At 72.8% G+C, this 23,838-nt stretch carries 23 protein-coding genes; 14 read left to right on the forward strand and 9 right to left on the reverse strand.

Annotated features, from left to right (window positions below):
• Positions 1-55 precede the first annotated feature (55 nt).
• Positions 56-1,654 (forward strand): ABC-F family ATP-binding cassette domain-containing protein, encoded by a 1,599-nt coding sequence (locus tag ACIPN7_RS18265; RefSeq protein WP_400545213.1) that lies wholly within the window; start codon positions 56-58, stop codon positions 1,652-1,654.
• Between the two features lie 232 nt (positions 1,655-1,886).
• Here ACIPN7_RS18265 and ACIPN7_RS18270 read toward each other — a convergent pair whose 3' ends face one another.
• From ACIPN7_RS18270 to ACIPN7_RS18280, 3 genes are read right to left on the reverse strand one after another with little or no spacing between them, the layout of a single operon-like run.
• A complete protein-coding gene (locus ACIPN7_RS18270) occupies positions 1,887-2,828 on the reverse strand; it encodes an SURF1 family protein (RefSeq protein WP_400545216.1) in 942 nt (313 codons plus the stop codon).
• Positions 2,825-3,076, reverse strand: a complete 252-nt coding sequence (locus tag ACIPN7_RS18275; protein WP_400545219.1) for a hypothetical protein — start codon at positions 3,074-3,076, stop codon at positions 2,825-2,827. Before ACIPN7_RS18275 ends, ACIPN7_RS18270 begins: the two co-directional genes overlap by 4 nt.
• Positions 3,076-3,480, reverse strand: coding sequence for a DUF3099 domain-containing protein (locus ACIPN7_RS18280; protein WP_400545222.1), 405 nt, complete (start codon positions 3,478-3,480; stop codon positions 3,076-3,078). The genes ACIPN7_RS18275 and ACIPN7_RS18280 overlap by 1 nt, the downstream gene beginning before the upstream one ends.
• 264 nt (positions 3,481-3,744) lie before the next feature.
• Between ACIPN7_RS18280 and fabG the strand changes: the two genes are divergently transcribed.
• From fabG to ACIPN7_RS18295, 3 genes are all read left to right on the forward strand, one after another.
• On the forward strand, positions 3,745-4,482 hold the full coding sequence (gene fabG / locus ACIPN7_RS18285; protein WP_400545225.1) for a 3-oxoacyl-ACP reductase FabG: 738 nt from the start codon (positions 3,745-3,747) through the stop codon (positions 4,480-4,482).
• Between the two features lie 160 nt (positions 4,483-4,642).
• Entirely contained in the window at positions 4,643-5,413 is a 771-nt protein-coding gene (gene fabI / locus ACIPN7_RS18290) for an enoyl-ACP reductase FabI (protein WP_400545228.1), read from the forward strand.
• Between the two features lie 17 nt (positions 5,414-5,430).
• The gene (locus ACIPN7_RS18295; protein WP_400545231.1) at positions 5,431-5,970 is read left to right on the forward strand and encodes a SixA phosphatase family protein; all 540 of its coding nucleotides are present in this window, start codon (positions 5,431-5,433) and stop codon (positions 5,968-5,970) included.
• A 28-nt stretch (positions 5,971-5,998) separates the two neighbouring features.
• Here the strand turns inward: ACIPN7_RS18295 and serB are convergent, their stop codons facing one another.
• On the reverse strand, positions 5,999-6,619 hold the full coding sequence (gene serB, locus ACIPN7_RS18300) for a phosphoserine phosphatase SerB (RefSeq protein WP_400545233.1): 621 nt from the start codon (positions 6,617-6,619) through the stop codon (positions 5,999-6,001).
• A gap of 78 nt (positions 6,620-6,697) precedes the next feature.
• Positions 6,698-7,939, reverse strand: coding sequence for a glucose-1-phosphate adenylyltransferase (glgC, locus tag ACIPN7_RS18305; protein WP_377233437.1), 1,242 nt, complete (start codon positions 7,937-7,939; stop codon positions 6,698-6,700).
• 164 nt (positions 7,940-8,103) lie between these two features.
• Here glgC and glgA point away from each other — a divergent pair, with 164 nt between their 5' ends.
• Positions 8,104-9,327: a glycogen synthase gene (gene glgA, locus ACIPN7_RS18310; protein ID WP_400545557.1), complete on the forward strand. Its 1,224-nt coding sequence runs from the start codon at positions 8,104-8,106 to the stop codon at positions 9,325-9,327.
• 4 nt (positions 9,328-9,331) lie between these two features.
• Here the strand turns inward: glgA and ACIPN7_RS18315 are convergent, their stop codons facing one another.
• Entirely contained in the window at positions 9,332-10,093 is a 762-nt protein-coding gene (locus ACIPN7_RS18315; protein WP_400545236.1) for a hypothetical protein, read from the reverse strand.
• A gap of 43 nt (positions 10,094-10,136) precedes the next feature.
• On the opposite strand from ACIPN7_RS18315, the gene ACIPN7_RS18320 reads away from it, so the two are divergent.
• The 6 genes from ACIPN7_RS18320 to ACIPN7_RS18345 all read left to right on the forward strand — a co-directional run bounded on the left by ACIPN7_RS18320 (position 10,137) and on the right by ACIPN7_RS18345 (position 17,612).
• Positions 10,137-10,922 carry an ABC transporter ATP-binding protein gene (locus ACIPN7_RS18320; protein ID WP_400545239.1) on the forward strand — a complete coding sequence of 262 codons (786 nt, stop codon included), beginning with the start codon at positions 10,137-10,139 and terminating at the stop codon, positions 10,920-10,922.
• Positions 10,923-11,133: 211 nt separating this feature from the next.
• Positions 11,134-11,562, forward strand: coding sequence for an NfeD family protein (locus tag ACIPN7_RS18325; RefSeq protein WP_400545241.1), 429 nt, complete (start codon positions 11,134-11,136; stop codon positions 11,560-11,562).
• Positions 11,563-11,687: 125 nt separating this feature from the next.
• On the forward strand, positions 11,688-12,827 hold the full coding sequence (locus ACIPN7_RS18330) for an SPFH domain-containing protein (protein ID WP_400545244.1): 1,140 nt from the start codon (positions 11,688-11,690) through the stop codon (positions 12,825-12,827).
• Positions 12,828-12,961: 134 nt separating this feature from the next.
• Complete coding sequence (locus tag ACIPN7_RS18335; RefSeq protein WP_400545247.1) at positions 12,962-13,774, forward strand: TetR/AcrR family transcriptional regulator; 813 nt, start codon at positions 12,962-12,964, stop codon at positions 13,772-13,774.
• A complete protein-coding gene (locus tag ACIPN7_RS18340) occupies positions 13,774-15,582 on the forward strand; it encodes an ABC transporter ATP-binding protein (RefSeq protein ID WP_400545249.1) in 1,809 nt (602 codons plus the stop codon). Before ACIPN7_RS18335 ends, ACIPN7_RS18340 begins: the two co-directional genes overlap by 1 nt.
• Positions 15,579-17,612 carry an ABC transporter ATP-binding protein gene (locus ACIPN7_RS18345; RefSeq protein WP_400545252.1) on the forward strand — a complete coding sequence of 678 codons (2,034 nt, stop codon included), beginning with the start codon at positions 15,579-15,581 and terminating at the stop codon, positions 17,610-17,612. The genes ACIPN7_RS18340 and ACIPN7_RS18345 overlap by 4 nt, the downstream gene beginning before the upstream one ends.
• Positions 17,613-17,715: 103 nt before the next feature.
• On the opposite strand, the gene ACIPN7_RS18350 is transcribed toward ACIPN7_RS18345, so the two are convergent.
• Positions 17,716-18,480: an SDR family oxidoreductase gene (locus tag ACIPN7_RS18350; RefSeq protein WP_400545255.1), complete on the reverse strand. Its 765-nt coding sequence runs from the start codon at positions 18,478-18,480 to the stop codon at positions 17,716-17,718.
• A 101-nt stretch (positions 18,481-18,581) separates the two neighbouring features.
• Between ACIPN7_RS18350 and ACIPN7_RS18355 the strand changes: the two genes are divergently transcribed.
• Both ACIPN7_RS18355 and ACIPN7_RS18360 read left to right on the forward strand, forming a co-directional pair.
• Positions 18,582-19,415, forward strand: coding sequence for a helix-turn-helix transcriptional regulator (locus ACIPN7_RS18355; RefSeq protein WP_400545258.1), 834 nt, complete (start codon positions 18,582-18,584; stop codon positions 19,413-19,415).
• A gap of 17 nt (positions 19,416-19,432) precedes the next feature.
• Positions 19,433-19,834 (forward strand): YchJ family protein, encoded by a 402-nt coding sequence (locus tag ACIPN7_RS18360; RefSeq protein WP_400545261.1) that lies wholly within the window; start codon positions 19,433-19,435, stop codon positions 19,832-19,834.
• A 6-nt stretch (positions 19,835-19,840) separates the two neighbouring features.
• Here ACIPN7_RS18360 and ACIPN7_RS18365 read toward each other — a convergent pair whose 3' ends face one another.
• Both ACIPN7_RS18365 and ACIPN7_RS18370 read right to left on the reverse strand, forming a co-directional pair.
• Entirely contained in the window at positions 19,841-20,452 is a 612-nt protein-coding gene (locus ACIPN7_RS18365) for a DNA-binding response regulator (protein ID WP_400545264.1), read from the reverse strand.
• The gene (locus ACIPN7_RS18370) at positions 20,449-21,612 is read right to left on the reverse strand and encodes a sensor histidine kinase (RefSeq protein WP_400545267.1); all 1,164 of its coding nucleotides are present in this window, start codon (positions 21,610-21,612) and stop codon (positions 20,449-20,451) included. Before ACIPN7_RS18370 ends, ACIPN7_RS18365 begins: the two co-directional genes overlap by 4 nt.
• A gap of 186 nt (positions 21,613-21,798) precedes the next feature.
• Between ACIPN7_RS18370 and ACIPN7_RS18375 the strand changes: the two genes are divergently transcribed.
• The gene (locus tag ACIPN7_RS18375) at positions 21,799-22,737 is read left to right on the forward strand and encodes a hypothetical protein (RefSeq protein ID WP_400545270.1); all 939 of its coding nucleotides are present in this window, start codon (positions 21,799-21,801) and stop codon (positions 22,735-22,737) included.
• Positions 22,738-23,838 lie beyond the last annotated feature (1,101 nt).

Raw genomic sequence — 23,838 nt, forward strand, 5'->3', positions numbered from 1 at the left:
CCGCCGTGGGCCGATCCACCCTGCCACCATCCCCCTGACCGTGAGGAACACCTGCGTGATCACTGCCCATGGCGTCGAGCTGCGCGTCGGCGCGCGCGTGCTGCTGAGCGAGGCCACCTTCCGGGTCGCCTCGGGCGACCGGATCGGCCTGGTGGGCCGCAACGGTGCCGGCAAGACCACGCTGACCAAGACCCTCGCGGGCGAGACCCAGCCCACGGGCGGGCAGATCGTGCGCGGTACCGACATCGGCTACCTGCCGCAGGACCCGCGCACGGGCGACCTCGAGGTCCTCGCGATGAACCGCGTGCTCTCGGCCCGCAACCTCGACCGGGTCATCACGCAGATGCGCGAGGCCGAGGGCGAGATGGCGTCGGCCGACCCGGACACCCAGGCCGCCGCGCTGGAGCGGTACCCCAAGCTGGAGGCACGGTTCCTCGCGGCGGGCGGGTACGCCGCGGAGTCCGAGGCGCAGATCATCACGGCGAACCTCGGCCTGGACGAGCGCGTCCTGGGCCAGCCGCTGAGCACGCTCTCCGGCGGTCAGCGCCGCCGGATCGAGCTCGCGCGCATCCTGTTCAGCGGCGTCGAGACGCTGCTGCTGGACGAGCCCACCAACCACCTCGACGCCGACTCGATCATCTGGCTGCGCGACTACCTCAAGGCGTACAACGGCGGGTTCATCGTGATCAGCCACGACGTCGACCTGCTGCGCGCCACGGTGAACAAGGTGTTCCACCTGGACGCGAACCGGGGCGAGCTGGACCAGTACAACATGGGCTGGGACACGTACCTGGAGCAGCGCGAGACGGACGAGCGGCGGCGTCGGCGCGAGCGGGCCAACGCAGAGAAGAAGGCGGGCACGCTGCTCGCGCAGGCCGAGAAGATGCGCGCCAAGGCGACCAAGGCGACCGCCGCGCAGAACATGATCAAGCGCGCCGAGAAGATGCTGGGCGGCCTGGAGAACGAGCGCGCCGCCGACCGCGTGGCCAAGCTCCGCTTCCCGACGCCGGCGCCCTGCGGGCGCACGCCGCTCACCGCGAGCGGGCTGTCCAAGGCGTACGGGTCGCAGGAGGTGTTCGCCGGGGTCGACCTGGCGATCGACCGGGGGTCACGCGTCGTGATCCTCGGCTTCAACGGTGCGGGCAAGACGACGCTGCTGCGCATCCTCGCGGGCGTCGAGGCCCCGGACACCGGCGAGGTCGAGCCGGGGCACGGCCTCAAGCTCGGCTACTACGCCCAGGAGCACGACACGCTCGACATGCACGCGACCGTCGTGGAGAACCTGCGGCACGCCGCGCCCGACCTCACCGACACCCAGGTGCGCTCGGTGCTCGGCTCGTTCCTGTTCAGCGGGGACGACGCCGAGAAGCCCGCCCACGTGCTGTCCGGCGGCGAGAAGACGCGGCTCGCGCTCGCGACCATCGTCGTCTCCGGCGCGAACGTGCTGCTGCTGGACGAGCCCACGAACAACCTCGACCCCGCCTCCCGGGCCGAGATCCTCGGGGCGCTCAAGACGTACGAGGGCGCGGTCGTGATGGTGACCCACGACGACGGCGCCGTCGAGGCGCTGGAGCCGGAGCGGGTGCTGCTGCTGCCCGACGGCGACGAGGACCTCTGGAACGACAGCTACCAGGAGCTCGTCTCCCTCGCCTGATCCCGGGGCGGAACTGCCGGCCCGGGCGACAGGGACAGAACCTGACGCCGGAGCGACCCTCCGGGGTAACGGTTGCGCAGCCGAGGGGGTAACGCTGAGCGAGCACTGCTAGCTCAGCGTTACCCCCTCGGCTGCGTACGTCGTTCCCCGGACCCCGCTGACCGCCCTGGACCGCCTGGGCGGCCAGCCCGTGGCTGCCCGGGCCTCGCGGCCGGTGCCGCCCCGGCGCAGGTCAGCGCAGCTGGGCCTCGATCAGCGCGTCCTCCTCGTCCTCCGCGGTCGGACGGCGCTCGCGGGCCGGCCTGCGCGCCCGCACGCCCTCGCCGTCGGACTCCTCGCCCGAGGCGAGCAGCAGGTCGCCCGCCGACACGTTCTCGCCGCGCAGCGCCCCGCGCTCGCGGCGCCACAGCAGCACGTAGCCGGCGATCGCGCCGATCGCAAAGATGCACCACTGGAACGCGTAGGACAGGTGCGAGCCGGGGTCCGTGTTCGGCTTGGGCAGCGTGGCGAGCTGGACGTCGGGCGCGGGCGTCTCCGAGCGGAGGGCGCCGTACGCGCCGACCGTCCGGCCCTCGGCCCAGTCCGCGCCGTCGGCCCCCGCCGCGAGCACCTGCGCCGTCGAGATCGCCTGCACCTGGCCCGCGGGGGCACCGCGCGTCGAGGCGGGCTCGTCCGCGCGCAGGGAGACCACCACGGTCACGTCGCCCGACGGCGGCGCGGGCACCGCGTCGGGCTCAGACCCGTCGGACCCGAGCGGTACGGTGCCGCGGTCGACGATCAGCACGATGTCCTGGCCGTCCGGCAGGCCGGCCTCGAACGGGACCAGGACGTGGTACCCGTTCTGGCCGGCGACGGGCCGGTTGCGCAGCAGCACCGTCGCGTCGGTGACGTAGCTGCCCTCCAGCTCGACCGGACGCCAGACGTCGGACTCCGGTACCACGGCCCCCGGCCCGGCCAGGATCTCGTCCACGGCGACCGCGGGGGCGGACCAGTTGTTCTCGATGCGGTCGATCTCGATCTCGCGGGACTCGTACCTGTTCCACTGCCAGCGGCCCGCGATCAGGCACAGCGCGGCGAGGACCACGGCCGCCACCGCCAGGACCACCCACTGGCGGGTCGTGCGGGGCCCCCGGGCGTCGTCCCGCCCCGGAGCGAGCACCGAGGCGTCGCTCACGAGGCCCGGTCCAGTTCCGTCACCGGCACGGTCTGCTTCCAGAAGGACCGCGCCCCCAGGAACTGCTCGAGGTGCTCACGGTGCTCGTCGCACGCGAGCCACACCTTGCGCCGCTGCGGCGTGTGCAGCTTCGGGTTGTTCCAGAGCAGGCCCCACACGGCCTGGTTGCCGCAGCCCTTGGCGCTGCAGATCAGCTCGCCGTCGGGAACGGCGTCGGGCGTCGCGCCCGCCAGTCCCAGCACGTCCATCAGTCGTCCACGTGGTTGATCACGCGGCCCGAGCCGTGGCTCAGCCGTCCGGTCCCGTCGGCGGCGCCCGGGTCGTCGGGACCGTCGTCCGCCGCGCGGCCCTGGTGTGCGGCCGGGGGCGCGGCCTCGGGCAGCTCCTCGAGCATCGGGGCTGCCTGCGGCGTGACGGGGGAGGTGTCGTGCGTCGTGTGGTCGCGGCCGGCGTTGGCGACGAGCACCGCCGAGTAGGGCAGCACCACGGCGGCGGCCACCAGGGCCCAGCGGACCCAGCCGTCGACCAGCACGGCGCCGATGATGCAGACCACGCGGATGGACATCTGGATGAGGTAGCTGCGCGTTCGGCGCGCCTGGTCCACCGCCAGCGGCTCGGGGGCCGAGGTGATGGAGGGAACCGGCTCGCTCATCCTGCCAGTCTACGTGCGTCCGACGACGTCGGACACGATGCCGACGTACCTCACACGACCCGGTGCGCGCCGGATACGCTCGGGGTTGTTGTAGAAAACCGACAAGGTCCGGTCCATCCCTGTGGCCCGGCGCGCGCGGCGGGCGTACGACGCGCGGGGTAGCGTCGCAGCGGACCCGGATCGACCCAGGTACCGGCCGCGGCCCCCAGCCTCGCGCGGCCCCTTTGCGAAAAGCCCAGCATCGAGGAGCTTCAGGTGACCACCATGCCCGCCACTCAGAGCATTGCCGCAGGTCCGACCGGCCGTGTCGTCGTCGTGACGGGTGCCGCACGCGGCATCGGCCGCGCCATCGCGGAGCGGTTCGTCGCCGACGGCGACCGCGTCGCCACGATCTACCGCGGTGGCGAGCTGCCCAAGGGCGTGGAGCCCTACGTGGCCGACGTCACCGACACCGCGGCCGTCGACGCGGCGTTCACCGCCATCGAGGCCGACATGGGTCCCGTCGAGGTGCTCGTGGCCAACGCCGGCGTGACCAAGGACCAGCTCCTCATGCGCATGAGCGACGAGGAGTTCGAGACGGTCATCGACGTGAACCTCAAGGGCACCTTCCGCTGCGTGCGCCGCGCGTCCAAGGGCATGATCCGCGCCCGCAAGGGCCGCATCGTCCTGCTCGGCTCGATCGTCGGCATGTCCGGCGGCCCCGGCCAGGTCAACTACTCGTCCTCCAAGGCGGCGCTGGTGGGCATGGCCCGCTCGATCACCCGCGAGCTCGGCACCCGCGGCATCACCGCGAACGTCGTCGCCCCCGGGTACGTCGAGACCGACATGACCGCAGCGCTGTCCGACGACGTGCGCAACGGCTACCTGAAGTCGATCCCGGCCGGCCGCTTCGCCACCCCGGACGAGGTGGCCTCCGTGGTCTCCTTCGTCGCGTCCGACTCCGCGGGCTACGTCACCGGTGCGATCATCCCCGTCGACGGTGGCCTCGGGATGGGGCACTGACCCGTAGTCTGACGCCGCCACCTGCGGTTTCGGCCGTACATATCCAACATTCTCGGTATCGAGAACGGCGCGGAGTTTCGTTCCGCGCGGCAATCCGCATTACGCTCGCACCCAGCACAGGGGTTGCTCCGGCACGCCTGCGCCTGATCGGAAGGACAACATGGGTCTCCTCGAAGGTAAGAAGCTGCTCGTCACGGGCGTGCTGACGGACTCGTCGATCGCATTCCACGCCGCCCGGCTCGCCCAGGAGGAGGGCGCGGAGGTCGTGCTCTCGTCCTTCGGACGGCAGATGAAGCTGACCCAGGCCTTCTCCAAGCGTCTCCCCGTCGAGGCGCCGGTCGTGGAGCTGGACGCCACGAGCCAGGAGAACCTCGACGCGCTGGCGGACGCCGTGCGCGCGGAGGGCTTCGAGCGGCTCGACGGCGTGGTGCACTCGATCGGGTTCGCTCCGCAGTCCGTCATGGGCGGCAACTTCCTCTCGGGCACCTGGGAGGACGTCGCCACCGCGCTGCACGTCTCCACGTTCTCGTACAAGTCGATCGCGGTGGCCGCCAAGCCGCTGATGACCGACGGCGGCGCCGTCGTCGGCCTGACGTTCGACGCGCAGTTCGCCTGGCCCGTCTACGACTGGATGGGCGTGGCCAAGGCCGGTCTGGAGTCCGCGAACCGCTACCTGGCGCGCGACCTCGGCCCTGAAGGAATCCGCTGCAACCTCGTCTCGGCCGGGCCGATCCGCACCACCGCCGCCAAGTCCATCCCGGGCTTCGCGACGATGGAGGACGCCTGGCCGACGCGAGCCCCGCTCGGCTGGGACCAGACCACCGCAGAGCCGGCCGCGCGCGCCGTGGTCGCCCTGCTGTCCGACTGGTTCCCGGCAACGACAGGCGAGATCGTGCACGTCGACGGCGGCGTGCACGCCATGGGCCAATAGACGGTCAGGAGGCACTGATGGGCAGAGCGTCGGGCACGGAGCCCACCACGACGCCGTCACGGCGTCTGGTGTTGCTCCGGCACGCGAAGGCGGAGCCGGCGTCGGAACTTCCCGACGAGTCCCGGCCACTCGCCCTGCGTGGCCGGGACCAGGCAGGAAAGGTCGGCGCGGCGCTGGTCGCGTCCGGCCTCGTGCCCGACGCCGTCCTCGTCTCCGGGTCGCTGCGCACGCGGCAGACCTGGGACCTCGTGCGCAAGCACCTGGGCGAGCCGGCGGTGGCCTTCACCGACGACCTGCTCGGTGCCATGCCGCGCGGTGTCCTCGCGCTGGTGCGTGAGCTGGACCCCGCGGCGCGGACCGTCCTGGTGATCGGTCACGAGCCCGCCATGGCGGGCACCGCCGAGCTCCTGGCGGGTCCCGGTTCGGAGGACGGCGCCCTCGCGCAGGTGCGCGTCGGCGTCCCGACGGCGACCTACTCAGTGTTGGAGGCCGACCTGGCCTGGGCGGACTGGGACCGCAAGGTGGCCCGCCTGACGGAGGTCACGCGCCCCGCCTGACCCTCCTCGGACAGGGTGCGGCGGCCCGTCAGAGGAGGGTCAGGAGGTTGTCCAGGCGGTCCTCGACGGTGTGCGGGGCCTGGTCTCGGACGATCTGCTTGGCGTTGAACGCCACGCCCACCCCGGCGGCGGCGATCATGTCGAGGTCGTTCGCGCCGTCGCCCACGGCGACCGTCTGCTCCATCGGCACACCGACCTGCGCGGCCCACTCGCGGAGCGTCGCGGCCTTCGCGGCCCGGTCGACGACGGGGCCCACGGTGCGGCCGGTCAGCACGCCGTCGGCGACCTCGAGCCGGTTGGCGCGGACGAGCTCGATGCCCAGCTCGCGCGCGATCGGCCCGGCGACCTCCTCGAACCCGCCCGAGACGAGCCCGAACGCCCAGCCGCGGGCCTGGCACTCGGCCACGAGCTCGCGGGCGCCCGGCATCAGCTCCACCGCCGCGCGCACCTTGTCCAGCGCCTCGACGGGCACGCCGGCCAGCGTCGCCACCCGCTCGCGCAGCGACCCGGCGAAGTCGAGCTCGCCCCGCATCGCACGCTCGGTCACGGCGGCCACCTCGTCGCGGGTGCCCGCGTGCTCGGCGATGAGCTCGATGACCTCCTGGCGAAAGAACGTGGAGTCGGCGTCGGACACGATGAGTCGCTTCACGCTCCCAGTGTGCCGGAGCGGCCCGCTGCCGCGCGGATCCGTCCACGTGCTGCGCGCCGGCGGGCGCGCAGCACCCCGTCAGTCGACGACCGTGCCCTTCGGGACCACCACCAGGCCCGACTCCGTCACCGTGAAGCCGCGCGCCCGGTCCTCGTCGTGGTCGACGCCCACGCGGGCCCGCTCGTTGATGATCACGTTCTTGTCGACGATCGCCCGGTGCACGTGCGCGTAGCGGTGCACCTGGACGTCGTCCATCAGCACGGAGTTGGACACGTTCGACCACGAGTGCAGGTGCACGCCGGGGGACAGGACCGACCCGGCGGCCTGCGCGCCCGAGATGAGCACGCCCGGCGACACGATCGACTCCGCCGCGTGCCCCATCCGCCCCGGGCCCGCGTGCACGAACTTGGCCGGCGGCAGCCCCGTGTAGCCCGTGTACAGCGGCCACTCCATGTTGTAGAGGTTGAAGACCGGGTGCACGGCGATCAGATCCGTGTGGGCGTCGTAGAACGAGTCGATGGTGCCGACGTCGCGCCAGTAGTCGCGGTCCCGGTCGGTGGATCCGGGCACGTCGTTGCGGATGAAGTCGTAGACGCCCGCCTCACCCTGGGCCACGAACGCCGGGATGATGTCGCCGCCCATGTCGTGCCGCGAGTCCGGGTCGGCGGCGTCGCGCGTGACGGCCTCGACCAGCGCGTCGGCGTCGAACACGTAGTTGCCCATCGAGGCCAGCACCTCGGTGGGGGAGTCCGGCAGGCCGGTGGGGTCGGTCGGCTTCTCCAGGAACTCGCGGATCTTCGTGGGGTCGCCCGGGTCCACGTCGATGACGCCGAACTGGTCGGCCATGTCGATCGGCTGCCGGATCGCCGCGACCGTCGCGCGCGCCCCCGACTCGATGTGCGCGTCCACCATCTGCGAGAAGTCCATGCGGTAGACGTGGTCGGCGCCCACCACGACCACGATGTCCGGACGCTCGTCGTCGATGATGTTGAGGCACTGATAGATCGCGTCGGCGCTGCCGAGGTACCAGTGCTTGCCCACGCGCTGCTGCGCGGGGACCGGCGCCACGAAGTTGCCCAGCAGCGGCGACATGCGCCACGTCTTGGAGATGTGGCGGTCCAGCGAGTGCGACTTGTACTGCGTCAGCACCACGACGTGCAGGTACCGCGAGTTGACGATGTTGGACAGGGCGAAGTCGACCAGGCGGTAGATACCGCCGAAGGGCACGGCGGGCTTGGCACGAGCGGCGGTCAGCGGCATCAGCCGCTTTCCCTCGCCGCCGGCGAGGACGATCGCAAGGACGCGGGGGGCGGAAGCCATACCGTGAGATTAGGGCCTTTCGGGCCGTAACGTCAGGTGGCACGCTGAGACGTCGCGCACGCTAGGTTGGCACTGTGCCCGACGTTCCCGCCGCCCCCGGCTCCGCCCCCCGTCCCGACGTCGCCGCGCCGGACGCCGCCGGCCGGCCCGGCGGCGCGCTCCGCGTGGACCTGCTGACCCGCGAGTTCCCGCCCCACGTCTACGGCGGAGCGGGCGTGCACGTCGCCGAGCTGGCCGCCGTCCTGGCTCAGCACGCTGACGTGCGCGTGCGCTGCTTCGACGGCCCGCGCGACGCCGCGACCGAGGCGTCCGGCGTCACCGGCTACACGACGCCGACGGCGCTCACGGACGCGAACGCGGCCCTGGCCACCCTGGGCACGGACCTCGTGATGGCCGACGACGTCGCAGGTGCCGACCTGCTCCACTCCCACACCTGGTACGCCAACATGGCGGGACATCTCGGCGGCCTCCTGCACGGTGTGCCGCACGTCGTCACGGCACACTCCCTGGAGCCGCTGCGGCCCTGGAAGGCCGAGCAGCTCGGCGGCGGCTACGCGCTCTCCTCGTGGGCCGAGCGCACCGCCTACCTCGGCGCCGCGGGCGTCATCGCGGTCTCCGCGGGCATGCGGGCCGACATCCTGCGCGTCTACCCGGAGCTCGACCCCGAGCGCGTGCACGTGGTGCACAACGGCATCGACCTGTCGGGCTGGCGGCGGCCCGACGCCGACGACGACGTCGCCCGGGCCGACGCCGCCGCGACCGTGCGCCGCCACGGCATCGACCCCGACCGGCCCGCCGTCGTGTTCGTGGGCCGGATCACGCGCCAGAAGGGCCTGCCGTACCTGCTGCGCGCGGCCACCGAGCTGCCGCCGGAGGTGCAGCTCGTGCTGTGCGCCGGGGCACCCGACACGCCGGAGATCATGGCCGAGGTCCGCGGCCTGGTCGAGCGCCTGCGCGAGACCCGCACCGGCGTCGTCTGGATCGAGGAGATGCTCCCGCGGCCCGACCTGATCGCCGTCCTGGGGGCGTGCACCGTCTTCGTCTGCCCGAGCGTCTACGAGCCGCTCGGCATCGTGAACCTGGAGGCCATGGCCGTGGGCCTGCCCGTGGTGGGCACGGCGACGGGCGGCATCCCCGAGGTGGTCGACGACGGCGTCACCGGCCTCCTGGTGCCCATCGAGCAGTCCGACGACGGCACCGGCACCCCGCTCGACCCCGACCGGTTCGTGGCCGACCTCGCGGCGGCACTGACCCGCGTGGCGACTGACGCGCCGACCGCGGCGGCGATGGGGGCCGCCGGCCGGCGTCGGGCGGAGGAGCACTTCACCTGGGCCGCCATCGCGGACCGCACCATGGACGTCTACGAGCGGGTGCTGGCGGGCGCTTAGCGCGTCAGGAGATCTGGCCGTACGTCGCCGCGCTCATCGCGTGGCGCGCCGTGCGGTCCACCTCGCGCAGCGCCGTGGACCGCTGGTCGACCTGGAAGACGTTCACCGCCCCGCCGTCGTCCACCGTGCCCAGCGCGACGATCGCGCGCAGCCGGCTGGCGAGGTCCAGCACGCGGGCGCGCCGGCCGTCCAGGTGCGGCACCGGCCACGACGACGTGCTGGCCGAGCGGATCCGCTCGATCGCGTCGGCCGCGTCGTCGCGCCAGCGGGCGACGTCGAGCTGGTCCAGGGCGTCCGTGGCCGTCATCAGGCTCGTGCGCAGCTCCCGCTCGGCGTCGGCCACCGAGCCGATCGTGCCGTGCACCAGCGTGGTCCACGCGGGCACCGGCAGCACGCGCCACGTCACCAGGTGCCCCGGCTCGATGTGGCTGCCGAACGCCTGCACCCGCGGTATGGCGGCCCAGCTCCCGGCCGGCGTGGTGACCACCACGCACTCGCCGGCCTCCGTGGCCTCGTGGTTGGCGGCCGCCGGGACGCCCGCGGCGTCGCCCGGCGCGGGCAGCAGCGCGCAGACCTCGCGCCGCCCCTCCGTCCACGCGGTGAAGAGGGTGTCGAGGTCTGTTCCGTCGGCAAAGCCTGCTAGCCCCTCCACGGTGTGCGGCTCGTCGTCGCCCACCACGGACTTCACGGCGTCCGAGGTGTCGCCAATGCCCTGCAGCCACAGGGCGAGCAGCACGCTCCGGGGGAGGTCCTGTTCGGTGTCCACCGCAGCACTGTAAATGACGGTCGACCAGGTAGGGTCGGTGCCCATGAGCTCGGTTCTCCATCTTGCGGGCGTCACCGTCCGTCGCGGCACCTCGACCATCCTCGATTCCGTGGACTGGCAGGTGAACGAGGGAGAGCGCTGGATCGTTCTCGGGCCCAACGGCGCCGGCAAGACAACCCTGCTCCAGATCGTCGCCGCACGCCTGCACCCGACGTCGGGCACGGCGCAGATCCTGGACGCGACCCTCGGCCGCGTCGACGTGTTCGAGCTGCGCCCGCGCATCGGCATCTCCAGCGCGGCGCTCGCCGAGCGGCTGCCGACGGCGGAGACGGTGCGCGACGTGGTGCTGACCGCCGCCTACGGCGTGACGGGGCGCTGGCGCGAGAGCTACGACGAGCTCGACGAGCAGCGGGCCAAGGACCTGCTCTCGGCGTTCGACGTCGACCACCTCGCCGAGCGCACCTACGGCACCCTCTCGGAGGGCGAGCGCAAGCGCGTGCAGATCGCCCGGGCCCTGATGACCGACCCCGAGCTGCTGCTGCTCGACGAGCCCGGCGCGGGTCTCGACCTGGGCGGCCGCGAGGAGCTGGTGGCCACGCTGGCCGGCCTGGCGAGCGACCCGGCCTCCCCGGTGCTGGTGCACGTGACGCACCACGTCGAGGAGATCCCGCCGGGCTTCACGCACCTGCTGCTCATGAAGAAGGCCGGGATCCAGGCGGCCGGTCCCATCGAGGAGGTCCTCACCGCGGACAACCTCTCGGCGGCCTTCGGGCTGCCGCTGGTCGTGGCCCACGGCGGCGGTCGCTGGCTGGCTCGCGCAGCCCGCTGACCGCATTTCCCGGCGCCCGGAACCTGGAATGTTCAGGGCCCTCAGGAAAAGTGTTTGAAACGGCGATTTCACTACCGCTGTGTCAGTGGTCCTTGGTAAAGTCCGGGCAAAGGTCCGAGGTAGCGGTAATTTCACCGCGAGGGCCCGCCGTCGGAGAGGTTCCGGCGGCGACCGGTCGCCAACCGGAGTGGACGCTCGGAGGGAGCAACCCATGGCGTGGTTGTGGTGGGTAGGGGCGGCGCTGGTCTTCGCGCTGATCGAGCTCTTGTCGTTGGACTTCGTCTTCATCATGTTCGCCGGCGGTGCGCTGGCCGCCGCCGTCGCGAACGGCGCGGGCGCGCCCCTGTGGATGCAGGCCATCGTGTTCGTGGTGGCGTCGGTGGTGCTGCTCGTCACGCTGCGGCCCACGCTGATCCGGCACCTGCGCGACAACACGCCCAAGTCGCCCACCAACGTCGAGGCGAACGTGGGTCGCACGGCGTCGGTGGTCCAGGAGGTCAGCACCGCGTCGGGGCTGATCAAGCTGAGCGGAGAGGTGTGGAGCGCACGGTCCGTGCCCGGGTCGCCGCTGCTGCCCGCCGGCACTAGCGTTCGTGTCGTCCAGATCGACGGCGCCACCGCCGTCGTCGAGCCGGCGTAACACCGCCTGGCGCCTGGGCGCCCCTTTGTGTTGTCCCCCCCAGACAGTCCAAGTCAGAAGCTTCCTGTGCTCATCAGGAGCTTGAAAGCCGCCCGCGGGCCAAGGTGCCCGCGTAAGGAGACGTCGTGGAGTCATTCGGGCAAGTCCTGCTCTATCTGATCATCGCCCTGGTGGTGATCGTCGGTATCGTCGCGGTGATCCGCGCCGTGCGGATCGTTCCTCAGTCGGTGGCGCTCGTGGTCGAGCGCCTGGGTCGGTACTCGAAGACGCTCGACCCGGGCCTGCACGTGCTGGTGCCGTTCGTGGACCGGGTCCGCGCCGGCGTGGACCTGCGCGAGCAGGTCGTCTCGTTCCCGCCCCAGCCCGTGATCACCAGCGACAACCTGGTGGTCGAGATCGACACCGTCATCTACTTCCAGGTGACGGACGCCAAGTCCGCGGTCTACGAGATCGCGAACTACATCACGGCCATCGAGCAGCTCACCGTGACCACGCTGCGTAACGTGATCGGCTCGATGGACCTCGAGCAGACGCTGACCAGCCGTGACCAGATCAACGGCCAGCTGCGCGGTGTGCTCGACGAGGCGACCGGTCGATGGGGCATCCGCGTCAACCGGGTCGAGCTCAAGTCGATCGACCCGCCGCCCTCGGTGCAGGGCTCCATGGAGCAGCAGATGCGCGCCGAGCGTGACCGCCGCGCCGCGATCCTCACCGCGGAGGGTGTCAAGCAGTCGGCCATCCTCACGGCCGAGGGTCAGAAGCAGTCCGAGATCCTGAAGGCCGAGGGTGACGCCCAGGCGCAGATCCTGCGTGCCGAGGGTGAGTCGCGAGCGATCCTCCAGGTCTTCGAGGCCATCCACCGCGGTGACGCGGACCCGAAGCTGCTGGCGTACCAGTACCTGCAGACGCTGCCGCAGATCGCGAACGGCACGTCCAACACCACCTGGGTCATCCCCACGGAGTTCACCGCCGCGCTGGGCAACATCGCCTCGGGCTTCGGTGGCGGCGCCGGCCCCGCGGTCCCGCCGCCCCCGCCGGGCGAGGGCCCCTCGGGTCCGCGCCTGCCCATCGACTCGGTGCTGGACGAGCCCCTGCTGCCGGACCCTGCCGAGGCCCTCGCCGAGGCGCAGCGGCAGGCCGAGGCCGCCACGGCCGACGCGACGAGCGCCGGCACCCGGTCGGGCGAGCCGTTCGACACCGAGTCCGAGCGCGGTCAGCACCCGGGTGGCTCGACGCCGCCCCCGCCGGCGCCGCCGGCCGGCTGAGCCGACCCGCCGCCAGCAGTTCACGGAAGCCCTCCGGTGCTCGCACCGGAGGGCTTCCGGCATGTCCGGGCCCGGGTCTGCCGTAGGCGTAATCGAGTTGCGGAGTGAGTGCTCACTCAATTACCGTCTGCGCCATGGACAACGCACGGACGCGGGCACCCCGCATGTCTCCCGAGGACCGCAAGGCGGCCATCGTCGACGCGGTGCTGCCGCTGGTCGCCGAGCGGGGACACGACGTGACCTCGCGCGAGCTGGCTCAGGCCGCCGATGTCGCGGAGGGCACGCTGTTCCGGGCGTTCGGCGACAAGACGGCGCTGGTGGGCGCCGTCGCCATCGAGGGCCTGGCGCGGGCGGGCAAGCCCGAGGAGACCCTCGCCGAGCTCACCGGCATCGACTCCGGGCTGCCGCTCGAGCGGCGCCTCGAGCTCGTGATCGAGCTGGGGCGGCACCGGGTGGCCGAGGTCATGCGGTGGATGTCCGTCCTGCGCAGCATGGCCCCGTTGCCACCGGGTCCTCCGGGTCCACCGGGTCCACCGGGCCCGCCGGGCCCGCGCGTCGTGACGCCGGGGCCGCCTCCCGGCACCGGCTCGGTGGCCGACCAGCACGAGCGCATGCTCACGTACCGCAAGACGCTGCTGGAGCAGCGGGCTCTTCAGCGCGCGGCTACGGTCGAGGGGATCACCGCCGTCCTGGCCCCGGACGCGCACCGCCTGCGGGTCCCCGTCGAGGTGGCGATCTCGCTGGTCGAGTCCGCGATCACGGGCGCGCACCTGAGGATCGACCACCTGCAGCCCGCGGTGCCGGCCGACGTCCTGGCCGACGCCCTCGTGAACGGCCTCGCCGGCCCGCCGAAATTGCCTGGCCCCGACAGCGTGGAAGGTGCAGCCTCCACTGCGGGAGCCGGTGCACCAGGTTCTCCAACCCCCAGCCCTGAAGGGAACTCTTGATGCTCGTCACGCTCGCCCGGAAATATCTGGGCCCGTACCGCTGGGCGGTGGTCGCGGTGCTCGTCCTGCAGCTGGTGCAGACGCTCGCGGCCCTGTATCTGCCCAGCCTCAACGCCGACATCATCGACAACGGCGTGGTGGCCGGCGACATCGGCTACATCTGGAGCACCGGCGGCTGGATGCTGGTCGTGTCGCTGGGCCAGGTCGTCGCGTCGGTCATCGCCGTCTACTTCGGCGCACAGGTCGCCACGGCGTTCGGCCGTGACCTGCGGCGCGACGTGTTCCACTCCGTGCAGACCTACTCCGCGCGAGAGATGGCGCAGTTCGGGGCGCCGACCCTGATCACGCGCGGCACCAACGACGTGCAGCAGGTCCAGATGACCGTGCTGATGACGTTCACCATCATGGTGATGGCGCCGATCATGCTGGTCGGCGGCGTGATCCTGGCGCTGTCCGAGGACGTCGCGCTGTCCGCGCTGCTCGTCGTCATCGTGCCGGTTCTGGCCGCCACGGCGGGCGTCATCGTGTGGCGCATGGTGCCGCACTTCCGCCGCATGCAGAAGCGCATCGACGCCATCAACTCCGTGCTGCGCGAGCAGATCACGGGCCTGCGCGTTGTCCGCGCGTTCGTGCGCGAGCGGCGCGAGTCCCAGCGCTTCGGCGTGGTGAACGAGGAGCTGTTCGACACCTCCCTGCGCGCCGGCCGCCTCATGGCGCTGACGTTCCCGGTGGTCATGCTCATCATGAACCTGTCGTCCGTGGCGGTGCTGTGGTTCGGCGCGCACCTCGTCGAGGACGGGAGCATGCAGATCGGCTCGCTGACGGCGTTCCTGAGCTACCTCATGTACATCCTCATGGCCGTGATGATGTCCACGATGATCTTCATGATGATCCCGCGCGCCGCGGTCGCGGCGGAGCGCATCGGGGAGGTCCTGGACACCGAGCCGTCCGTCGTCGACCCGGAGCACCCGGTCGCCCTGCCCGGCCTGCGCGCCGTGGAGGACGGTTCGCCGGAGAGCAACGGTTCGCCGGAGAGCAACGGCTCGCCCGTCGGCGCGGGTCCGCGCGGCCGCGTCACTTTCGAGAACGTCGAGTTCGGGTACCCGGGCGCCGAGGAGCCCGTGCTGCACGACCTGACGTTCACGGCCGAGCCGGGCCAGATCACCGCGATCATCGGCTCGACGGGTTCCGGCAAGTCGACGCTGCTCAACCTGGTGCCGCGCCTCTTCGACGCCACCGGCGGCACGGTCCGGGTGGACGACGTCGACGTGCGGGACCTCCTGCAGCGCGACCTCGGCTCGCTCATGGGCCTGGTGCCCCAGAAGGCGTTCCTGTTCACCGGGACCGTCGCCGACAACCTCCGGTACGGCAAGCCCGACGCCACCGAGAACGATATGTGGGCGGCGCTCGAGGTGGCGCAGGCGCGCGACTTCGTGGAGGCGCTGCCGGACGGCCTGGAGTCCGTGGTGGCCCAGGGCGGTTCGACGTTCTCCGGCGGGCAGCGGCAGCGGCTCGCCATCGCGCGAGCGGTGATCCGCAAGCCCCGCATCTACCTGTTCGACGACAGCTTCTCCGCCCTCGACTACGCGACCGACGCCCGGCTGCGGGCGGCCCTGCGGCCGCAGACCGCCGACGCGACGGTGATCGTCGTCGCGCAGCGCGTGGCGACCATCCGCGACGCCGAGCAGATCCTGGTGCTCGACCACGGCCGCATCGTCGGCCGCGGCACGCACGCGCAGCTGCTCGCGGACAACCCGACGTACCAGGAGATCGTGACGTCCCAGATGAGCCTGGAGGAGGCAGCGTGAGCAACGAGGACAAGCCTCAGGGCGAAGGTCAGGGCAGCACGACGGCGGCGCCCGCCGCACCCGCACGCGGCCCCGGGCGTGGTCCCGGCGGGGGCGGGCCGATGGGCATGGGCATGGGCATGCCCGTGCAGAAGCCGATGGACTTCAAGGGCTCGCTGCGCCGGTTCGCCAGCATGCTGCGCCCCGAGCGCCTGAACGTCGTGGTGCTCATGGTGCTGGGTATCGGCTCGGTGGCCCTGACCGTGCTGGGCCCCAAGCTGCTCGGCAACGCGACCAACGTGATCTTCGCGGGAGTCGTGGGATCGCAGCTCCCCGCCGGGGTGACCACCGAGCAGGCCGAGGCCGGCCTGCGCGCGGAGGGTCAGGACCAGATGGCCGACCTGCTGTCCGGCGTCGTGGGTGTGGTGCCCGGTCAGGGCATCGACTTCACGGTGCTCATGCAGACCCTCGGCTGGGTCGTGGTGGCGTACGTCGGGGCGTTCCTGTTCGGCTGGCTGCAGGCGCGGATCACCGCCGGCGTCGTGCAGCGCACGATGCGGGACCTGCGTGACCAGGTGGAGGCGAAGCTGCACCGCATCCCGCTCTCCTACGTGGACGCCAAGCAGCGTGGCGAGATCCTCTCGCGCGTCACCAACGACATCGACAACGTGGCCCAGACCACCACGCAGACCCTCGCGCAGCTCGTCACCGCCGTCCTGACGGTGATCGGCGTGCTCGGCATGATGTTCTGGATCTCCCCGGTCCTGGCGCTCGTGGCGCTGGTGACGGTGCCGCTGTCCGTGATCCTCACGGCGCAGATCGCCAAGCGCAGCCAGCCGCAGTTCGTGGAGCAGTGGGCGGCCACGGGGCGACTGAACGCGCACATCGAGGAGTCGTTCACCGGGCACGCGCTCGTGAAGGTCTACGGGCACCAGGAGTCCACGGCGGAGGCGTTCGCCGAGGAGAACCGTGCGCTGTACGACTCCAGCTTCAAGGCGCAGTTCATCTCGGGCACCATCCAGCCCGCCATGGGGTTCCTCGCGAACCTGAACTACGTGGTGGTGGCCGTCGTCGGCGGCCTGCGCGTGGCCTCCGGCACGCTGTCGCTGGGTGACGTGCAGGCGTTCATCCAGTACTCGCGCCAGTTCACGCAGCCGCTGACCCAGGTGGCCTCGATGATGAACCTGCTGCAGTCCGGCGTCGCCTCCGCGGAGCGCGTGTTCGAGCTGCTGGACGCGCCCGAGCAGTCGCCCGACCCCGAGCAGTCGCAGAAGGTCGTGCCGGTCCGTGGGCGCGTCGCGTTCGAGGACGTCACGTTCTCCTACACGCCCGAGCAGGAGCTCATCACGGGGCTCAACCTGGTCGCGGAGCCGGGGCAGACCATCGCCATCGTCGGCCCCACGGGCGCCGGCAAGACGACGCTGGTCAACCTCCTCATGCGGTTCTACGAGGTGGACGGCGGGCGCATCACCCTGGACGGCGTGGACACGCGCGACATGTCGCGCGACGACCTGCGCTCGTCGGTCGGGATGGTGCTCCAGGACACCTGGCTGTTCAAGGGCAGCATCGAGGAGAACCTCCGGTACGGCGTGCCCGACGGCGTCGCGGTGGACGAGGACGAGTTCCTCGCCGCGACCCGGGCCACCCACGTGGACCCGTTCGTGCGGACGCTGCCGGACGGCTACGACACCGTCGTGGACGAGGAGGGCTCGTCGGTCTCGGCCGGCGAGAAGCAGCTCCTCACGCTCGCGCGGGCGTTCCTGGCAGACCCGGCGATCCTCGTGCTCGACGAGGCGACGTCGTCCGTGGACACCCGCACCGAGGTGCTGGTGCAGGAGGCCATGAACCGGCTGCGCAAGGACCGGACGTCGTTCGTCATCGCGCACCGGTTGTCCACGATCCGCGACGCCGACGTCATCCTCGTGATGGAGCACGGCGACATCGTGGAGCAGGGCTCGCACGACGACCTGCTCGCCGCGAACGGCCCCTACGCCCGCCTGTACGCGAGCCAGTTCGCGGCCCCGGTGGTGGAGGAGCCGGCCGCGACGTGACGTCCCGCCCGTGCGGGCGGACGAGGCGACCGTGCGGTTGCTGCCAGGACGAACCGCGTTCTGGCAGCAACCGCACGGTCGTTCGTCGGCTGACGGCGGAGGGTCAGTGGGCGGCCGCGTGGGGGTCCGTCGCGTTCAGGGTCGCGACGACGTCGGCGTAGTCGCCGCGCACCTCGCCGTACCGCAGGAACTTGACCCGCTCGACCAGGATCTCGTGGGCGTCGGGCTGGGACTCCAGGAGGCCCATGGTCTCGTCGGCGTACTCGTCGAGCGGCATCGCGTGCGGGTTGTCGGCCTGCCCCGGCATGAGATCGGTCTGGACCGACGGCGGCACCAGCTCCACCACGGACACGCTCGTGCCCGCGAACTGCAGGCGAACGCTCTCCGAGAGCATGTGGACGGCGGCCTTGGTCGCGTTGTACGTCGGCGTCACCCGCAGCGGACTGTGCGCGAGGCCCGAGGCCACCGTGACGATCGTCGCGTCCGGCCGGCTCTGCAGGTGCTCGGTGAACGCGGCGATCAGCCGGATCGGGCCGAGCACGTTGGTGGTGACCGTCTCCTCGGCGTCGTGGAGGAACGCCGGGGAGCGCCAGTCCTCGGCGCGCATGATCCCGGCCATCGCGAGCAGCACGTTCACTGCGGGGTATCGCTCGATCACCTCGGCGGAGGCCGCCTTGATCGAGTCGGCGTCGGCGGTGTCGATCCGCACCGTGCCGAAGCCGTGCTCGGTGGCCAGGACGTCCAGCGCGGCGGCGTTGCGCCCGCCGACGATCACGGTGTTGCCCCGGGCCTGGAGGCGGGTCGCGAGGGCGAGGCCGATGCCGCGCGTGCCGCCGGGGATGAAGACGGTGTTTCCGGTGATGTTCATGGCTCCACCGTGCGGCCCCGGCGCCGGCGGCGGGAGAGACCCGGTGAACCAGGGACCGGCGGTCCCTGGTTCGTGTCCCGTGCGGGGCGCACGATGGGGGCATGAACCGCGCAGCCCTCGCCGACTTCCTCCGCCGACGCCGGGAGGCCCTGCGCCCGTCCGACGTCGGCCTGGTGCCCGGGCCCCGCCGTCGCGCACCCGGGCTGCGCCGGGAGGAGGTCGCCGCCCTGACCGGGATGTCGGTGGACTACTACGCGCGGCTGGAGCAGCAGCGCGGGCCGCAGCCGTCCGAGCAGATGCTCGCCGCGCTCGCCCGGGCCCTGCGCCTGACCGCCGACGAGCGCGACTACCTGTTCCGCCTCGCCGGGCACGGCGTGCCGCGGCGCACGCCGGCCGACTCCCACGTGGCGCCCGCCCTGCTCCGGGTCCTCGACCGCCTGGAGGACGCCCCGGCGCTGATCATCTCGGGCCTGGGCGAGACACTCGTGCAGAACCGCCTCGCCGAGGCGGTCTTCGGCCCGGCGCCTGCCGGCGGCCTGGCCCGCAGCTCCGTCTACCGGTGGTTCACCGACCCCGCGTCCCGGGACGTCTACCCGCCTGAGGACCACGACCGGCAGGCCCGGAGCCAGGTCGCCTCGCTGCGGGCGGCCCACGCGGCGGCGGGGCCCGGCTCGCCCGCCGACGAGGTGCTGCGCGCCCTGCTGCGGCAGAGCCCCGAGTTCGTGCGGCTCTGGGAGCTGCACGAGGTCTCCCGCCGGTTCGAGGACCACAAGACGCTGGTGCACCCCGAGCTGGGCCGCATCGACGTGGACTGCCAGGCGCTGTTCACCGAGGACCAGTCCCAGGCCCTCCTGGTGCTGACCCCCGCGCCGGGCAGCGTGGCCGAGGAGAAGGTCCGGCTGCTCGCGGTGCTGGGGCACGAGACGTTCGCGTAGGTGCGAGGATCGTCCTCGTGCACGACGACGAACGCTGCCCCTGCCTCTCCGGCGACACCTACGGCTCCTGCTGCGGGCGCTACCACTCCGGCGCCGCGACCGCCCCGACCGCCGAGGCCCTGATGCGCTCGCGCTACTCGGCGTTCGCGGTGGGGGACGGCGCCTACCTGCTGGCCACGTGGGCGCCGGAGACCCGGCCCGGCGACGCCGGGGTGGGCGACGAGGAGTGGCGCCGCCTCGACATCCACCGCACGGAGCGCGGTGGTCCGTTCGACACGAGCGGCGTCGTCGAGTTCACCGCCTTCTACCGCAACCCGGTCACCGGCGTGCGCGGCAGCCTGCACGAGACCAGCCGGTTCGTCCGGGAGGGCGGCCGCTGGTTCTACGTCGACGGCGCCCGCGAGGCCCTCGACCGCTAGGGCCGGTCAGATCCAGCCCTCCTCCCAGGCGCGGTGGGCCGCCGCATGACGGGTCGCGACGCCGAGCTTGGCCATCGCCGAGGACAGGTAGTTGCGCACCGTGCCCGGCGCGAGGTGCACGGCGGCCGCGATGTCGGCCACGGGGGAGCCGGTCCGGGCCGCCCGCAGCACCTCCAGCTCCCGGTCCGTCAGCGGGCACTCGTTCTCCGTGAGCGCCGAGGCGGCGATCTCGGGGTCCACGTACCGGTGCCCGACGGCGACGTCGCGCACGATCTGCGCGAGCCGCGCCGCGGGCGTCGACTTGGGGACGAAGCCGCTCACCCCGGCGGCCAGCGCCCGGCGCAGGACGGCGGGGCGCGCGTGCCGCGTGACGATGATGATGCGGGGCAGCGTACCGTCGGCGGCGGCCAGGATCTGCCCGGCGGCGTGCAGCCCGTCGGTGGGCGGCATCTCCAGGTCGAGCACCGCGACGTCGGGCCGGTGCTGCCCCGCGAGCCGGACCGCCTGGGTGGTGGTGGCCGCCTCGGCCACGACGTGCAGGTCCTCCTCGAGGTCGAGGAGGGCGCACAGCGCCCCGCGCAGCAGCTCCTCGTCGTCGGCCAGCAGCAGGCGGATCATCCGGTCACCGTAGCGGTCACGACGAACCGGTCGTCGTCGCTGACCCACGACAGGCGCCCGCCGACGGCGTCGAGCCGTTCCGCGAGCGAGGCCAGCCCGGTCCCGTCGCCGGCCACGGCAGGACGGGCGCCGTCGTTGTCGATCACGAGGCGGGCGCCGGCGTCGTCCGGGACCAGGACGATCGCCGCGCGCGTGGCGCTGCTGTGCCGCAGCACGTTGGTGGTGGCCTCGCGGACCACCAGGCCCAGCAGGCTGCGCGGCGCCTGGGGAAGGGCGGCGGCGAGGCCGGCATCGACGTCGGCGCGCACCTGGACACCCGCCGCGGCCAGCACCCGGGACGCGTTGGCGATCTCCGCGTCGAGCGTGGTGCGCCGGTAGCCCTGCACCAGAGCGCGGGTCTCGCGCAGGGCGTCCCCGGCGAGCTGCTGCACCTCGCGCATCTGCTCGGCGGCCCGCGCCGGGTCGGCCTCCGCCAGGCGGGCGGCGAGCTCGCTCTTCAGGGCGATCACCTGGAGGTGATGCCCCTGGATGTCGTGCAGGTCGGCGGCGAACCGGAGCCGCTCGTCCGCCACGGCGAGCTGTCCGGCCAGCCGCCGGGCGTCGTCGAGCCGGGCCGTGACCTGCCAGGCGCGGACCATGCCGAGCATCGCGGGGCCGAACGCGACGACCATGAGGGCGGGCATCCACACCGCGTGCGCCACGTTGGGCTCGCCCGTGGCCAGCGCCGTGACCAGGCCGATCGCGGGCAGGACGAGCAGCGCGAGGCCGAGCGCCTGCCACGCCCGGCGGATCGGCAGGAACATGACCAGCACCGAGATCGTGGCGGCGGGGGCGATGGACCAGATCCCGAAGTTGCCGACCGTGAGCGGCACCGCCCCGGCGACCAGGGCCGCGCAGCCCGCGGTGACCAGCCAGCCGGCCGACGGCGCCCGGTCCCGCATCCGTTGCCCCAGCAGCACGCCGCACGCGACGATCGTGGCCGCCGTGGACAGACCGGTCAGCGCGCGCAGCCCGGCGGGGACGTCGGGGTCCAGCACCCAGTCGCCGACGGCGAAGCCCAGCACGCACGCCACCGTGCCCGCCAGCCCCCACCAGACGTTGCGGCGGAAGCTCACGAGTCCGCTGCCGCCGTCGTCCGCGACGGCCCGCCCGGTGCTCATGACGCCATCCTGCCAGCGCCGACGCCGGTCCGGGGTGTGTCGCGGCGCCTGGATGACATCTGTCATACGGGCTCGTGACAAGTGCCCGCGCCCGGGTGCGGTCCGGCACTACTGGCGCTTCTCGCCGCGCGACAGCGTGGAGAACAGCGCGGCGAGGAACGCCGCCCGGAGCGAGGAGACGGCGAGATGACGGAGACGACAGGCCGGGTCACGGCGGGAACGGCGGCAGGCTCGATGACGGTGCCGGTCCGGGGAGACGGCACGGGCGACACCGCGGCGGCCGTGGTGGGTCACCCGGCCCACGACACCGCACCCGTGTCGCGGGCCCGGACGGTCGGCAGGTTCCTGGCGCACCTGGCCGAGATGGTCGTGGTGATGGTGCTCGGCATGCTGGCGCTGGCCCCGGCGTGGGACCTGGCGGGCGTCGCCCTCGGCGTCGAGGCGGCGCTGGCCCGGCCGGACGTCGGGGCGGTCGTGATGGTCCTGGACATGGTCGCGGCCATGACGGTGTGGATGCGGCTGCGGCGGCACGGCTGGGCCGCGATCGGGGAGATGAACGCGGCGATGGCGGCGCCGTTCGCGGTGCTGCTGGCGCTGTTCTGGGCCGGGTTCGCGACGGCGGGCGACCTCATGCTCTGGGGTCACGTGCTGATGGTGCCGGCCATGGCGGGCGCGATGCTGCTGCGCCCGGCCGAGTACACGCGGCACGTCCACGGGTTCGACCTGGCGTGGCTGGCGCGCCGGTGGCCCGTGCTGCTCGGGCTGGCGCTGCTCGCGCTCACGATCGCGGGCGGTGTGGGCGGGCTCCCGCCGTGGCTGATCCTGGGGGTCGCCCTCGTGTACCCCGTGGTGGGCCTGGTCCGGCGCAGCATCCGGGGCCGGTCGATGGTGCTGCTGCAGGCGGCAGGGCTCGCGGTGTTCGCGGTGGTCGCGCTGCTGGCCACGGCTTTCGCGGGGCAGGACACCGGGGCGTACGTGGTCGCGGCGGGCCTGGTGGGCCACGCGGTCTGGGACGCGTTCCACCACCGGGCCGGCGCGGTGGTGTGGCGCTGGTACGCCGAGACCTGCGTGGTCTACGACCTGCTGCTGGCCGCGGCGGTGGTCGCGGTGACGTTCGCCCCCTGAGGCCGCTGCGCCCCAGGTCAGGGAGGCCGGCCGGATCCTGCGTGATTCCCGCAGGATCCGGCCGGGCCGCGCGTGGCGGCGCGCCCGGCGACGTCGGGCACCCCTACGTTGGGGCGCTATGGACAGCGCGCCCGGAACCCGGCCCGGTACCCCGCCCAGCATCCTCGAGCTCCGGATCCACGGCATCGCGAACACGCTGCCGTACGGCGCGCTCGGCCTGCCCCGGGGCGAGGTGACCCAGTCCGACGGCGACGGCCTGGGCAGCTTCTGGGTCCCCACGCCGGCCGCCGAGGCGCGGGACCGGGCGCTCCCGCCGGGCGACGTCCACGCGATCCGGCCCGACGTGCGCCGCGAGGCGTACTCGTGGGGCGCGATGGCGCGCCTCGGCGGCCTGCCGTTCGGCGGCGTGCTGGGCGTCGTGGGGACGGTCGCGGTGCGCCTGCTGTGGGCGGCGATGGTCCCGTTCGGCCTGGTGAACGCCGCGTACTGGGCGCGCCGCATCCCGGCTCCGGTCCCGGCGGCGCACCGGCCCACGGCGCGTGACACGCCCTCGGGCAGCCTGCGCCCGGACCCGACCGCCGCGCTGACGCGCGTGTTCTCGCTCGGGCTGACGCTGCTGTTCGTCTCGGCCGTCGCGACGGTCGCGCTGTCGGTGATCGGCACGCGCTGCATCGGCCTGGCCACCCCCGGACCCGCCGCGGTGGTCCCCGTCTGCGCCCGCATCCCCGGCGCGCTGTACGGCCTGGCCCGGCTCGACGTCGGCGACCGCCTGGCGCTCCTGTCCCTCGCCCCGGTGCTGCTGGTCGCGATCCTGGTGGCCGTGGCGCACAGCGGTCAGGTCCGGTTCGAGTCCAAGTTCTCGGCGATGCGCGCCGGGCGCACCGTGCCGCCGTCGGGCCCGCCGCTGCACCGCGCGGGCTTCTGGTCGCAGCGCTCGGGCTCGGGCCTGCTGTGGGCGCACCTGGGCGCGGCGCTCGCCCTGACGGGGCAGTACCTCACCTGGACGCGCTACGCCGACGCCGGCCTGCCGGTCCCGGCCCTCCCGCTCGTGGCCCTGGTCGTGATCCTGGGGGCATGCGTGTTCGTCGCCCTGCGCACCGA

Source organism: Promicromonospora sp. NPDC090134, assembly GCF_044746965.1.
GTDB lineage: Bacteria > Actinomycetota > Actinomycetes > Actinomycetales > Cellulomonadaceae > Promicromonospora.

Bases quoted from the DNA above. Each gene is read 5' to 3' on its own strand.
- ACIPN7_RS18275 (WP_400545219.1), bottom strand. From the start codon at position 3,076: ATGGACGTGCTGGGACTGGCGGGCGCGACGCCCGACGCCGTTCCCGAC.
- ACIPN7_RS18280 (WP_400545222.1), bottom strand. From the start codon at position 3,480: ATGAGCGAGCCGGTTCCCTCCATCACCTCGGCCCCCGAGCCGCTGGCG.
- fabG (WP_400545225.1), top strand. From the start codon at position 3,745: ATGCCCGCCACTCAGAGCATTGCCGCAGGTCCGACCGGCCGTGTCGTC.
- fabI (WP_400545228.1), top strand. From the start codon at position 4,643: ATGGGTCTCCTCGAAGGTAAGAAGCTGCTCGTCACGGGCGTGCTGACG.
- ACIPN7_RS18295 (WP_400545231.1), top strand. From the start codon at position 5,431: ATGGGCAGAGCGTCGGGCACGGAGCCCACCACGACGCCGTCACGGCGT.
- glgC (WP_377233437.1), bottom strand. From the start codon at position 7,939: ATGGCTTCCGCCCCCCGCGTCCTTGCGATCGTCCTCGCCGGCGGCGAG.
- ACIPN7_RS18320 (WP_400545239.1), top strand. From the start codon at position 10,137: ATGAGCTCGGTTCTCCATCTTGCGGGCGTCACCGTCCGTCGCGGCACC.
- ACIPN7_RS18325 (WP_400545241.1), top strand. From the start codon at position 11,134: ATGGCGTGGTTGTGGTGGGTAGGGGCGGCGCTGGTCTTCGCGCTGATC.
- ACIPN7_RS18335 (WP_400545247.1), top strand. From the start codon at position 12,962: ATGGACAACGCACGGACGCGGGCACCCCGCATGTCTCCCGAGGACCGC.
- ACIPN7_RS18340 (WP_400545249.1), top strand. From the start codon at position 13,774: ATGCTCGTCACGCTCGCCCGGAAATATCTGGGCCCGTACCGCTGGGCG.
- ACIPN7_RS18350 (WP_400545255.1), bottom strand. From the start codon at position 18,480: ATGAACATCACCGGAAACACCGTCTTCATCCCCGGCGGCACGCGCGGC.
- ACIPN7_RS18355 (WP_400545258.1), top strand. From the start codon at position 18,582: ATGAACCGCGCAGCCCTCGCCGACTTCCTCCGCCGACGCCGGGAGGCC.
- ACIPN7_RS18365 (WP_400545264.1), bottom strand. From the start codon at position 20,452: ATGATCCGCCTGCTGCTGGCCGACGACGAGGAGCTGCTGCGCGGGGCG.
- ACIPN7_RS18370 (WP_400545267.1), bottom strand. From the start codon at position 21,612: ATGAGCACCGGGCGGGCCGTCGCGGACGACGGCGGCAGCGGACTCGTG.
- ACIPN7_RS18375 (WP_400545270.1), top strand. From the start codon at position 21,799: ATGACGGAGACGACAGGCCGGGTCACGGCGGGAACGGCGGCAGGCTCG.